Here is a 13,021-nt window from a genome sequence, read left to right as displayed (position 1 = left end):
CCTGAAGGAGGAACGACCCATGAACGCTGTTGACGTCAATCTCGATGCGGACCTGCAGGCCCTCGGCAAACGCCACCTGCTGATGCATTTCACGCACGCCGATGCGTATCGCGACCACGCGCTGACCGTGTTCGACCGCGGCGAAGGCTGCTGGCTCGTCGACCGCAACGGCAAGCGCTACTTCGACGGGCTGGCCGGGCTGTACTGCGTGCAGGTCGGCTACAGCCACGGCGCGGAAATCGGCGACGCGATCCGCGAGCAGATGGTGCGGCTGCCGTTCGCAACCAACTGGGGGGTGGGCCACGAGCCGGCGATCAAGCTCGCGCACAAGCTCGCGACGCTCGCGCCGGAAGGCCTGAACCGCGTGTTCTTCACGTCGAGCGGCTCGGAGTCGAACGAATCGGCGATCAAGCTGGTGCGCCAGTACCACCAGTCGCGCGGCGAGCCGCAGCGGCGCAAGTTCATCGCGCGGCGCGTCGCGTATCACGGCACGTCGTTCGGCGCGCTCGCGCTGAACGGGATGACGAACTTCCGCAAGCATTTCGAGCCGCTGATGTCGGGCGTGCGGCATGTGGGCAACACGAAGCGCTACGGCCGCCCGGTTGGCGAGACGGAAGCGCAGTTCACGCGCCACCTGCTCGACGAGATCGAATCGCTGATCGTGCAGGAAGGGCCGGATACCGTCGCCGCGATCGTCGTCGAGCCGCTGCAGAACGCGGGCGGCAGCCTGACGCCGCCGGCCGGCTACGCGGCCGGGCTGCGCGACATCTGCGACCGGCACGGCGTGCTGCTCGTCGCGGACGAAGTGATCTGCGGGTTCGGCCGGCTCGGCGAATATTTCGGCTCCGCGCGCTACGGGCTGAAGCCGGACATCATCACGTTCGCGAAAGGCATCGCGTCGGGCTACGTGCCGCTCGGCGGCGTGATCGCGAGCGACACGGTGGTCGACACGGTGCTCGACGGGCCGCAGCAGATGTTCCTGCACGGCGCGACCTACGGCGGCCACCCGGTCGCGTGCACGGCCGCGCTCGCGAACCTCGCGATCATGGAGCGCGAAGGCGTGCTCGACAATGTGCGCAGCAACGAAGCGGTGTTCCGCCAGACGCTCGACGGCCTGCTCGAACTGCCGTGCGTCGGCGACGTGCGCGGCGACGGCTATCACTACTCGCTCGAACTCGTGACCGACAAGGCCGCGCGCCGCTGGGCGGCCGGCATCAGCGCGCAGGCGTTCGTGTCGACGCTGCTCGCGCCCGCGATCTTCGACGCGGGGCTGCTGTGCCGCGCGGGCGTCGATCACGAAGGCACGCCGATCGTGCAGTTCTCGCCGCCGCTCGTGATGTCGCGCGACGAGATCGTGTGGTTCGTCGCGCAGATCCGCGACATCCTCGTCGACACCTATGCACGGGCGACGCGCTGAGCGCGGCGTCCTTCATTCCAGGAGCATTCGATGCGAACGTCACAACAGTCCTATATCGACGGCCAGTGGCTCGATCCGGCCGATGCGAAGTCGATCGACGTGATCGACCCGAGCACGGCGCGGCCGTATGCGCAGCTCAGGATCGGCAGTGTGGCCGACGTCGACCGCGCGGTCGGCGCGGCGAAGCGGGCCTTCGACACGTATTCGCGCTGGCCGGTGGACGAGCGCGTCGCGCTGCTGCGGCGCGTGCTCGAGATCTACCAGCGCCGCTACGAGGAGGTCGCGCAGACGATCAGCCAGGAGATGGGCGCGCCGATCGCCTTCGCGCGCGCGGCGCAGGCCGCGGTCGGCACCGCCCACCTCGAACAGACGATCCGCGCGCTGCAGTCGTTCCGCTTCAGCACGCAGACCGATTCGCTGCTGGTGTCGCACGAGCCGATCGGCGTGTGCGCGCTGATCACGCCGTGGAACTGGCCGATCAACCAGATCGTGTGCAAGGTCGCGCCGGCGCTCGCGGCCGGTTGCACGATGGTGCTCAAGCCGAGCGAGATCGCGCCGTTCAGCGCGATCCTGTTCGCGGAGATCCTGCATGAAGCCGGCGTGCCGCCCGGCGTGTTCAACCTCGTGCATGGCTTCGGGCATGAAGTGGGCGACGCGCTGTCGCGGCATCCGGATGTCGACATGGTGTCGTTCACGGGTTCGACGCGCGCGGGCGTCGAGGTCGCGAAGGCCGCCGCCGATACCGTGAAGCGCGTGCACCAGGAGCTTGGCAGCAAGAGCCCGAACCTGATCCTGCCCGACGCCGATATCGAGGATGCGGTCACGCGCGGCGTGCGCAGCTGTTTCAGCAACAGCGGCCAGTCGTGCAATGCGCCGACGCGCATGCTCGTGCATGCGGACCATCTGGCGCTGGCCGAGCAGGCCGCGCGCCGGGAGGCGGAGCGCACGGTCGTCGGCGATCCGCGTTCGACGGAAACCGGCATCGGGCCGGTGGTCAGCCGCACGCAGTTCGACCGCATCCAGCACTTCATCCGGCTCGGGATCGAAGAAGGCGCGACGCTCGTCGCCGGTGGCCCCGGGCGGCCGGACGGGCTCGGCGACGGCTTCTACGTGCGGCCGACGGTATTCTCGAACGTCACGCCGGACATGACGATCGCGCGCGAGGAGATCTTCGGGCCGGTGCTCGCGATCATGACCTACCGCACCGAGGACGAGGCCGTCGCGCTCGCGAACGATTCGGTCTACGGGCTCGCGGCCTACGTGCAGTCGAAGGATCCCGAGCGGGCGCGCCGGGTGGCGGCACGGTTGCGGGTCGGCAATGTCCACATCAACTACCCGCCGTGGAATCCGGCCGCGCCGTTCGGCGGCTACAAGCGCTCGGGCAACGGCCGCGAGTACGCGGAGTTCGGCCTCGTCGAGTATCTGGAGACGAAGGGCACGACCGGGTACGCGTGAGCCGCGCGCGCTGACGATTCCGGTTGCCCCGGGTCAGGCGCGACGCGCATGTGCCGTTGCGGAGGCCGCTTGCGGCGTTCGGCCTCGACGGCCCGGGGCGTTGTGGCCGAACCCCGCGCGGTTGAGGCATTCAGGCCGCCGCGCGGCCTGCGACGGCGAGCCGATGCCGCGCTTGCCAGCCGTCAGTCCTCGTCGGAATCCGTTGCGGCTGCATGGGATCCCGCAACGAAAGCGGCGGCCCGCCTGCGGATCTCGGAATCGAGGATCAACCGCCCGCGCAGCTTGCCTTTCATCCGCTTCACATGCTTGGGCGCCTCGGTCATATGCTCGACCATCAGCGCACGGACGCGCTCGGCATCGCGCTCGCGTGCGGCCTGCAGGATCGCCTTGTGGATCGCGACATTTGCTTCGCCGAAGCGCTTGTGCTCGACGAGCGGCGTGTCGTTCCGGAACTCGATCAGCTGGCGGATCATCTCGTTGATCAGCTCGCAGTTGAAGCGCAGGAACGGGTTCGGGTTCGCGGCCGCGAGGATGTCGTGGAACGTCGTGTCTTCCTGGCGCTGGCGCAGCATGTGCCCGCGGTCGTGCACGCCCGATGAGCCGTCGCAGCACGCGATGTTCGCCTCCAGCGCCGCGAAGTCGCGCTCGGTCAGGTGCGGCACGGCACCGGCCGCCAGCTCGGGTTCGAGCAGCTTGCGCACGGTGTAGATGTCGTCGATCGTCACGTCCTTGAAAAACAGGTAGTTCTGCAGCAGCTGCAGCGTGCGGTCGAGCGGCACCTCGACAACCATCCCGCCACCCGACGGCCCCGTCGTGACCTTGATGAGCCCCTGCACCTCGAGTGACTTCAGCGCCTCGCGGATCGTGCTCTTGCTCACCGCATAGAGCTGCTGCAGCTCGGCTTCGCGCGGCAGGCGGTCGCCCGGCTTCAGGTCCTTTTCCGTGATCAGCCGCTTGATCTCCTCGGCGACGAGGTCGGCCCGCTTCGGCTGCTTGATTTCGACCGCGAGGCCCGCCCTGGCTCGATCCATGACCATCTTCACCACTCCTTTGTCTGACTGCGCGCCGCGTCATCGTCGACGATCCGCTCCGGCGCGAGTACGGAATTTTGCCTGATTGACACCAATTTTGATCAACTCTAGCATCAGGTTCATTCTATTTATCATGATAAATAGGATCAACCGGCGGCGCGCATCCTGCAGGGCGTGGGCACGGTTTGGCAGTCGGTCGCATCGCGTGTGTCCCCCTTTATCAGGAGCGTCAACTTGAATCGCCGAGAACTGTTGAAACTGGCCGCGTTGTCGGCCGTGCCGGGTGCGCTCGGCAGCTTGTCGTCCCGTGCCGCGTTCGCGCAGGGTTCATCCATCCAGCTGGCGTGCCCGGTGCCGATGTCGGGGCCGTTCGCCGCCAACGGCAAGTACGCCGATCTCGGCATGCAGCTCGTCGTCCAGCAATACGGCAAGGTGCTCGGCGCGCCGCTCGCCTACACGGCGCTCGACACCGAGGGCAAGCCCGCGACCGCCGTGCGGCGCGTGCAGGAGATCGCCCAGCAGAAAGGCGTGCGCTTCTTCGCGGGCGGCATCCTGTCGTCCGAATCGCTGGCGATGGGCAAGGAAGTCCAGAAGGCGGGCGGCGTGTTCATCACGACGGCCGGTGCGGACGAGATCACCGGCAAGGATTGCAACGCCGCGACCTTCCGCTGGTCGGTGCCGACCTTCGGCGCGATCGAGCAGACGGTGCGCCCGTTGACGCAGATGCTGCCGAAGGCGAAGCGCTGGTACACGATCACGCCGCAATACGTGTTCGGCGACGGCCTGCTGTCGGCCGCGAAGGCGATCTTCAAGGAGAAGGGCATCGAGCATGTCGGCAACAGCTACCACTCGCTTGCCGAGAAGGAGTTCAGCGGCTACCTGACGAACGCCGCGGCCGCGCAGCCCGACGTGCTGCTGATCCTGAACTTCGGCTCGCAATCGTCGGACACGTTGCGCCAGGCCGTGAGCTTCGGGATGAAGCGCAACTGCACGATCCTGCTTGCGTGGGCCTCGGGCCTCGAGCAGTTCGAGGCGCTCGGGCCCGACATCTGCGACGGCGTGTATTTCGGCGCGCAGTACTGGCACGGCATCGATTCGCCGCTGAATCGCGATCTGGTGAAGCGCACGAACGCCGCGTTCAAGGCGAACCCGAACTACAGCCTCGCGGGTTCGTACATCTGCTCGAAGATCCTGGTCGACGCGATGGTGAAGGCCGGCAGCGCCGATCCGAAGAAGGTCGTCGCGGCGATGGAAGGCATGAAGTACGACGGCCTCACGGGCCCGGAGGAAATCCGCAAGGGCGACCACCAGGTGCTGAAGAACTACTACCTGCTGAAGGGCAAGCCGAAGAGCCGGATGAAGAGCGCGGACGATTACGCGGACATCGTCAGCTCGGGCCAGTCGTTCCTGCCGATCGACAAGACGAGCTGCAAGCTCGTGTGACGCAATGCGTGCGTCCGCGGCAGTCGTGCGCCGCGGACATCCGTTACCTTCCTTTCTGACACGGAAGCCATGAACGTCTATCTGCTGCAGATCGTCAATGGCATCGGCGTGGGCATGCTGTATTTCCTGCTCGCCGTCGGCCTTTCGATCGTGTTCGGCCTGCTGCGCTTCGTGAACTTCGCTCACGGCGCGTTCTACCTGCTCGGGGCGTATCTCTGCTACCAGGCGCTGCAATGGTCGGCGAATTTCTGGGTCGCGCTCGCGGTCGTGCCGCTCGTCGTCGGCGCGTTCGCGTGGGTCGTCGAAAAGCTCGTGCTGCGTCATGTGTACGCGCAGCAGCACGAATTCCACATCCTGGCGACCGTCGGGCTTGCGCTCGTGCTGCAGGAGTGCGCGATCCTCGCATGGGGCCCGCTCGGCGACAACGTGCCGCCGCCCGACGCGCTGAATGGCGTCGTGATCTGGGGCGGTTTCGTCTACCCGAAATACCGGTTGTTCGTGATCGGCTTCACGGCCGTGCTCGCGGCGCTGCTGTGGTGGGTGCTCGAAGGCACGCGGCTCGGCAGCACGGTGCGCGCGGGCAGCGAATCGTCGGAGATGGTGTCGCTGCTGGGCATCAACGTGACGCGCGTCTTCAGCCTCGTATTCGCGCTCGGCGCGGCGACGGCCGCGCTCGCGGGCGTGCTCGCCGCCCCGATCCGCGGCGTCGATCCGTTCATGGGCATCGAGGCGCTCGGCGTGGCGTTCGTCGTGGTCGTCGTCGGCGGGATGGGGAATTTTCTCGGGGCGCTCGTCGGCGGGCTGCTGGTCGGCATCGTGCAGAGCCTGATGAGCACGCTGTGGCCGGAAGGTGCACGGCTGATGATCTATGTCGCGATGGCGGCCGTGCTGCTGCTGCGTCCGAACGGTTTGCTCGGGAGGGCCGCATGATTCAATCGTCCAAATCGCTCCCGCCCGGCGCGCCGGCGTCGCGGCGCGCGCAGTCCTGGCGCGCCGTACTGCAACGGCCGGAAGGCTGGCTGGCCGTGGCCGTCGCGTGCATCTTGCCGATCGTGCTGAGCTCGGGTTCGCTCGCCACCGAAGTGCTCGTGTTCGCGCTCGCCGCGCTCGGCTGCAATCTGCTTCTCGGCTATACGGGGCTCCTGTCGTTCGGGCAGGGGATCTTCTTCGGGCTCGGCAGCTACGCGGCAGGCCTCGTGCTCACGCATGGCGTCGCGTCGGTGGGCGTCGCGCTGCTCGCGGCCGCGGGGCTCGGCGCGGTGGCCGCCGCGCTCGTCGGCTGGTTTTCGATCCGCCAGCGTGGCACCTATTTCGTGATGCTGACGCTGGCGTTCGGGCAACTGTTCTATTTCCTCGCCTATACGACGCCGGATCTCACGGGCGGCGACAACGGGCTGCTCGATATCCCGCGCCCCGCGTTGTCCGCCTTCGGGCATCCGCTCGTCGTGCTCGATTCGCCGTGGCGCTATTACGGCTTCGTCGCGGTGCTGTTCGTCGCGGTGTTCTGGCTGCTGCTGCGCGTGTCGCGTTCGGTGTTCGGTCGTACGCTGCTCGCGATCCGCGACAACGAGGCGCGCGCGGCGGCGGCGGGCTACGACGTGAAGCGCTTCAAGCTCGCGGCGTTCGTGATCTCGGGGGCGGTGACGGGGCTCGCGGGCGCGCTGCATGCGCTGATGACCGGCATCGCGCCGCTGTCGAACATCGACTATCACACGAGCGAGATGATCCTCGTGATGACGGTGATCGGCGGCACGGGCAACCTGTTCGCGTCGGTGCTCGGCGCCGCGTTCTACGTGCTGTTCGCGGACTGGCTGTCGACGCTCTGGCCGCGCTGGCTGCTGCTGCTCGGTCTCGTGCTGATCGCGGTCAGCCTGTTCATGCAGCGCGGCTTGTGGGGGCTCGGCGAACGCGTGATCGCATCGCTGCGGCGCACTGAACGCACGGCGGCTACGACCAGGGAGCAGGCATGAGCGAAGCGATTCTCGAAGCGCGCGGCATCGTCAAGCGCTATGGCAAATTCACGGCGCTCGGCGGCGTCGATCTGCGGATCATGCCGCGCACCGTGCATTCGGTGATCGGCCCGAACGGTGCGGGCAAGACGACGCTGTTCCATACGCTGACGGGCACGCTGCCGATCACCTCCGGCTCGATCGTGTTCGATGGCCACGACGTCACGCGCGAACCGGATTTCAGGCGCGTACGGCGCGGCATCGCGCGCTCGTTCCAGGTGACGAGCCTGTTCCCGAACCTGAGCGTGCGCGAGAACCTGCGCGTGGCCGCGCAGGGCGTCGACGCGCGGCGCGCGCTGAATCCGTGGACGCAGCCGAGCGGCCCGCTCGCGCACGACGGTATCGTCGGCGACGTCCTGGAGCGGCTCGGCCTGCAGCGCTTTGCGGACACGGTTACCGCCGCGCTGTCGCACGGCCAGCAGCGCCGGCTCGAGGTCGGGATGGCGTTGGCGGCGCGGCCGCGCGCGATCTTTCTCGACGAACCGACGTCCGGCATGGGGATCGACGATCTCGACGACATGAAGGCGCTGATCAGCGGATTGCGCAGCGACTACACGGTCGTGCTGATCGAGCACAACATGGGGATCGTGATGGACATCTCCGACACGATCACGGTGATGCAGCAGGGCCGCGTGCTGGTCGAAGGCAAGCCCGACGCGATTCGCGGCGACGAGCGCGTCCGTACCGCCTATCTCGGCAACATGATCACGGGAGGCCGCGCATGATGCTCGACATCACGGAAATCCATGCCCATTACGGCAAGAGCCATGTGCTGCAGGGCGTCTCCCTGAACGTGAACGAAGGCGAGACGGTGACGCTGCTCGGCCGCAACGGCGCGGGCAAGTCGACGACGCTGAAGACGATCGCGGGCGCGGTCGCGCCGACCGGCGGCGCGGTGAAGTTCCTGGGGCGCCAGGTCGCCGGGCAGCCCGTGCACCGGATCGCTGCGCGCGGCCTGTGCTTCGTGCCCGAGCATCGCGGGATTTTCCGGCTGCTGTCGGTCGAGGAGAACCTGCGGCTCGGCGCACGCCGCGATTCGCCGTGGCAGCTCGACGACATCTACCGGATCTTCCCGCGCCTGAAGGAGCGTCGCCGCAACGGCGGCGCGCAGCTGTCGGGCGGCGAGCAGCAGATGCTCGCGATCGGCCGCGCGCTGATGAACCATCCGCGCCTGCTGATGCTCGACGAGCCGGTGGAAGGGCTGGCGCCGGTGATCGTCGAGGAGATCGTCGAGCAGCTGAAGCGGATCAAGGCGGCTGGCGTCGCGATCCTGCTCGTCGAACAGAACCTCGAAGTGTGCACGCAGCTCGCGGATCGCCACTTCGTGATCGAACAGGGCGTGATCGTCTACGAAGGCAGCAACGCGGCGTTCATGGCCGATCACGAGGTAAAGGACCGTTACCTGGGCGTCGGCGTCGCGTAAGCGCCGCACCCTTTCATTGCGAGGAGTTCCATCGATGCAAGTTCTGGATTCGACACCGGGCGTCGCAGCGTCCGGCTTGCGCGTCGACGGCGCGCGGCTGTGGGGCAGCCTGATGCGTCTCGCGCGGATCGGCGCGACCGACAAAGGGGGCGTGTGCCGTCTCGCGCTCACCGAACTCGATCGCGAGGCGCGCGACCTGTTCACCGCGTGGGCGAAGGAAATCGGCTGCACGGTGCGTGTCGACGCGATCGGCAACATCTTCGCGCGGCGGGCGGGCGAAAGCGACGACCTGCCGCCCGTGACGACCGGCAGCCATATCGACACGCAGCCGACCGGCGGCAAGTTCGACGGCAACTACGGCGTGCTCGCGGGCCTCGAGGTGCTGCGTACGCTCGACGACGCGGGCGTGCGCACGCTGGCGCCGCTGGAGGTCGCGGTCTGGACCAACGAGGAAGGCTCGCGTTTCGTGCCCGTGATGATGGGCTCCGGCGTGTTCGCGGGCGCGTTCACGCTCGACCACGCGCTCGCGCAGCGTGACCGCGACGGCATCTCGGTGGGCGACGCGCTGGCCGCGATCGGCTACGCGGGCCATGAGAGCGAAGGGCGCGACGCGCATCCGGTCGGCGCCTATTTCGAAGCGCATATCGAGCAGGGGCCGGTGCTGGAGGCCCATGACACGACGATCGGTGTGGTCGAGGGCGCGCTCGGCCAACGCTGGTATGACGTGACCGTACACGGGATGGAGGCGCATGCCGGTCCGACGCCGATGGCGCTGCGGCGCGACGCGCTGCTGGTCGCGGCCGATCTCGTGCGCGCGGTCAACGGCATCGCATGCGCACATCCGCCGCACGGACGCGGTACGGTGGGCTGGGTCGACGTTCACCCGAATTCGCGCAACGTGATTCCGGGGCGCGTGACGCTGACCGTCGACCTGCGCGCGGCGGACGATGCGACGCTCTCCGCGATGGATGCGGAACTCCGCGCGGCGTGCACAGACCTGGGTACGTCGGCCGGCATGCGGATCGACGTCGAGCAGGTCGTGTATTTTCCGCCGCAGCCCTTCGACACGACGCTGGTCGAGCAGGTTCGCGCGGGCGCGCTCGCGCTCGGGCTGTCGTCGATGAACGTGATCAGCGGTGCCGGTCACGACGCCGTGTATCTTGCGCGCGTCGCGCCGACCGCGATGATCTTCGTGCCGTGCAAGGACGGGATCAGCCACAACGAGATCGAGGATGCCGATCCCGCGCATCTGGAAGCCGGCTGCAATGTGCTGCTGCACGCGATGCTGGGCGCGGCCGGGATCGCGGAGGAGCGTGCGCGATGAAGATCCTGATCGCCCGGATGAACCACGAGACCAACACGTTCTCGCCGGTGCCGACGCCGCTCGCCGCGTTCGGCCGCAACGGCCCCGACTGGGGCGACGACGCGTATCGCGCGAATCGCGGGATGCGCACCGCGATGGCCGCGTTCATCGACGCGGCCGAGCGCGAGGGCGCCGAGATCGTGACGCCCGTGTCGGCGGCCGCGAACCCGAGCGGGCCGGTCGCGGCCGACGCGTATGCGGCAATCTGCGACGCGATCGTTGCGGCCGCACCGGGTTGCGACGCGGTGATGCTCGACCTGCACGGCGCGATGGTCGCCGAGCAAAGCGCGGACGGCGAGGGCGACCTGCTCGCGCGCGTGCGCGCGGCGCTGCCCGGCGCGCCGATCGCGGTCGCGCTCGACCTGCACGCGAACGTCACGCAGAAGATGATCGATCACGCGGACGTGATCGTCAGTTTCAAGACCTATCCGCACGTCGACATGGTGGAGACCGGCGAGCATGCGGCGCGCTTGCTGCTCGACCGGCTCCACGGCCGCGCGCGGCCGGTGCTCGCATGGCGGCAGCCGCCGCTGATGGCATCGACGCTGCGCAGCGCGAGCGCGGAAGGCGCGATGCGGCGCGCGGTGGAGGCCGCGCGCGCGGCCGAGGCCGACGGGATGCTCGCGGTATCGGTGCTGCCCGGCTTCTCGCTCGCGGACATTCCCGCGCCGTGCATCAGCGTCGTCGTGGTGGCCGATGGCGACCGGGCCGCGGCCGATGCCGTCGCCGAGCGCATCGCGCGGCAGATCTGGGACGAGCGCGACGACTTCGTCTATCGGAGCGCGCCGCTCGCCGAATCGGTTGCACAGGCCGCGGCGCTCGCGCACGGTGCGGATCGCCCGGTGCTGATGCTCGATCACGGCGACAACTGCATGTCGGGCGGCCCGTGCGACACGATGGATCTGCTCGAGGCCGCGCTCGCGCAAGGGCTCGACGGCATCGTCAGCGGGCCGCTGTGCGACCCGCAAGCCGTCGCGGCGCTGATCGACGCGGGGGTCGGCGCGACCGTCACGGTATCGGTCGGCAATCGCCTGCCGTCGCACGGCGGCGTGCGGCGCGAGCCGTTTCGCGCGACGGGTGTCGTGCGCGCGCTCACCGACGGCGAATACGTGATCACGGGGCCGACCTACACGGGCCAGCGCGCGTACATGGGCCGCACGGCCGTGCTCGATATCGGCGCGGCTACACTCGTCGTGACCGAACGCACACAGGAGCCGTGGGATCTCGGCGTATTCGAGAGCGTCGGCGTCGATCCGCGCCGCGCGCGCTTCCTGCTGCTCAAATCGCGGATGTATTGCCGGCCGGTGTTCGTGCCGATCGCGGCCGCGCTGGTCGAGTGCGACAGCCGTGGCGTGACGGGCTCGGACTACGGGCTGTTCCGCTACGAGCGGCTTGCGCGGCCGGTGTATCCGCTCGACGACGTCGGCGAGTGGCCGCGTGGCGCGCGACGGACGGATTGACGGCAACAAACCGGGTGCGAGACGCCGGATTGGCCGGCTTTCGGGCATCATGCGATGGCATCGACCCGTCGAGCAGCAGGGTCGAGCCATCCATTGCATCCGCAACCGACCCGGAGAACCGACCGCCATGCATTCGAACCCTTTCCGCCCCCGCAGCGCGCGCCTGCTCGCCGCGCTGACCCTCGCCACGACGGCCGTTGCCGCGCACGCCGCCGACTGGATCGTGTCCGGCAACGACGGCAAGTACCAGCGCGTCGAGGGCCGCGACACCTATCTGGCCTCGCCGCCCGCCGACACGCTGACGCTGCTCGACGCCAGCACGTTCCCGCCGAAGGTCGCGCTGCAGGTCGACGTCGAGAATGGCATCCAGGGGCCGCCGCAGGCCGTCGCGATCACGCCCGACGCGAAGCTCGCGCTCGTCGCCGCGCCGACGCGCTACGACACGGCCGCGAAGCAGCTCATGTACGACACGTTCCTGCAGGTCGTGAATCTCGACACCGCGCCGCCCGCAGTCACGCGCATCGAGCTCGGCGCGCATCCGCAAGGCATTGCGATCGACCGCTCGGGCAAGCTCGCGCTCGTCGCGAACGTGGACGGCAGCGTGTCGATCCTGCGCATCGACGGCACGCACGTGACGCTCGACGGCAACCTGAAGATCGGCAAGAAGCGGCTGGCCGGGATCAGCTTCACCCATGACGGCAAGCATGCGCTCGTGTCGCTGCGCGACGAGCAGGGCGTCGCGGTGCTGAACGTCGACGACGGCAAGGTGACCGACTGCGGGTCGCGCCTGAGCGCCGGCGTCGCGCCTTACACGATCGACGTGTCGAGCGACAACCGCTGGGCCGTCGTCAGCAATGTCGGGCTCGCGGGGCTGCCGGGCTATACGGGCACCCTGGCCGGCGACGCCGATTCGATCGCGCTGATCGACGTGTCGCGCGTGCCGTTCCGCACGGTCCAGTACCTGACGGTGCCGTCGCTGCCGGAAGGCGTCGCGATCTCGCCGGACGGCAAGTGGATCGCCGTGCAGGCGATGGACGGCTCGAACCTGACGCCCGACAATCCGGGCCGCCACAAGATCGGCAAGGTGCTGCTGTTCGCGATCCGCGACGGGCAGGCCGTGAAGGTGAGCGAGCTGCCCGGCGGCGAAGCCGCGCAAGGCATCGTATTCACCGCCGACAGCCGGCACGTGATCGTGCAGTTCAACGTCGAACGGCAACTGGCGCTCTATGCGGTGGAAGGCGGCAAGCTGCGCGATACGGGCAAGCGGATCGCGCTGACGGGCGGCCCGTCTTCATTGCGGACGTTGCCGCGCTGACGCGCACGAGCTCCGTTCGTTCCGTTCACGCAGACGACGGCCGGCGGTTCCGCCACCGCGCGGCGCATGCGCCGCGCCGGCGCGCGATAAACGCAACCGGGCACG

General features: G+C 68.5%; 11 protein-coding genes. 10 read left to right on the top strand and 1 reads right to left on the bottom strand.

Features of this window, described 5'->3' with window-relative positions; genetic code table 11:
- Positions 1-19: 19 nt before the first annotated feature.
- Together LGN19_RS31085 and LGN19_RS31080 are read left to right on the top strand one after the other, a co-directional pair.
- Positions 20-1,417 (top strand): aspartate aminotransferase family protein, encoded by a 1,398-nt coding sequence (locus LGN19_RS31085; protein WP_226219036.1) that lies wholly within the window; start codon positions 20-22, stop codon positions 1,415-1,417.
- 30 nt (positions 1,418-1,447) lie between these two features.
- Positions 1,448-2,872 carry an aldehyde dehydrogenase family protein gene (locus LGN19_RS31080; RefSeq protein ID WP_226219034.1) on the top strand — a complete coding sequence of 475 codons (1,425 nt, stop codon included), beginning with the start codon at positions 1,448-1,450 and terminating at the stop codon, positions 2,870-2,872.
- Between the two features lie 182 nt (positions 2,873-3,054).
- Here the strand turns inward: LGN19_RS31080 and LGN19_RS31075 are convergent, their stop codons facing one another.
- Positions 3,055-3,909, bottom strand: coding sequence for a FadR/GntR family transcriptional regulator (locus LGN19_RS31075; RefSeq protein ID WP_226219032.1), 855 nt, complete (start codon positions 3,907-3,909; stop codon positions 3,055-3,057).
- 228 nt (positions 3,910-4,137) lie between these two features.
- On the opposite strand from LGN19_RS31075, the gene LGN19_RS31070 reads away from it, so the two are divergent.
- The 8 genes from LGN19_RS31070 to LGN19_RS31035 all read left to right on the top strand — a co-directional run bounded on the left by LGN19_RS31070 (position 4,138) and on the right by LGN19_RS31035 (position 12,916).
- Complete coding sequence (locus tag LGN19_RS31070; RefSeq protein WP_226219030.1) at positions 4,138-5,346, top strand: ABC transporter substrate-binding protein; 1,209 nt, start codon at positions 4,138-4,140, stop codon at positions 5,344-5,346.
- A gap of 69 nt (positions 5,347-5,415) precedes the next feature.
- Entirely contained in the window at positions 5,416-6,276 is an 861-nt protein-coding gene (locus tag LGN19_RS31065) for a branched-chain amino acid ABC transporter permease (RefSeq protein WP_122950106.1), read from the top strand.
- The gene (locus tag LGN19_RS31060; RefSeq protein ID WP_174960015.1) at positions 6,273-7,316 is read left to right on the top strand and encodes a branched-chain amino acid ABC transporter permease; all 1,044 of its coding nucleotides are present in this window, start codon (positions 6,273-6,275) and stop codon (positions 7,314-7,316) included. The genes LGN19_RS31065 and LGN19_RS31060 overlap by 4 nt, the downstream gene beginning before the upstream one ends.
- Positions 7,313-8,080, top strand: coding sequence for an ABC transporter ATP-binding protein (locus LGN19_RS31055; protein WP_122950104.1), 768 nt, complete (start codon positions 7,313-7,315; stop codon positions 8,078-8,080). The genes LGN19_RS31060 and LGN19_RS31055 overlap by 4 nt, the downstream gene beginning before the upstream one ends.
- Entirely contained in the window at positions 8,077-8,778 is a 702-nt protein-coding gene (locus LGN19_RS31050; RefSeq protein WP_174960019.1) for an ABC transporter ATP-binding protein, read from the top strand. The genes LGN19_RS31055 and LGN19_RS31050 overlap by 4 nt, the downstream gene beginning before the upstream one ends.
- A 34-nt stretch (positions 8,779-8,812) precedes the next feature.
- Positions 8,813-10,102, top strand: coding sequence for a Zn-dependent hydrolase (locus LGN19_RS31045; protein WP_226219028.1), 1,290 nt, complete (start codon positions 8,813-8,815; stop codon positions 10,100-10,102).
- Entirely contained in the window at positions 10,099-11,601 is a 1,503-nt protein-coding gene (locus LGN19_RS31040; protein ID WP_226219026.1) for a M81 family metallopeptidase, read from the top strand. Before LGN19_RS31045 ends, LGN19_RS31040 begins: the two co-directional genes overlap by 4 nt.
- A 127-nt stretch (positions 11,602-11,728) precedes the next feature.
- Entirely contained in the window at positions 11,729-12,916 is a 1,188-nt protein-coding gene (locus tag LGN19_RS31035; protein WP_226219024.1) for a YncE family protein, read from the top strand.
- Positions 12,917-13,021: the final 105 nt, after the last annotated feature.

The organism is Burkholderia sp. AU30198 (genome assembly GCF_020419825.1).
Classification (GTDB): Bacteria; Pseudomonadota; Gammaproteobacteria; order Burkholderiales; family Burkholderiaceae; genus Burkholderia.
This window is presented reverse-complemented; position numbering and strand designations above follow the sequence as displayed.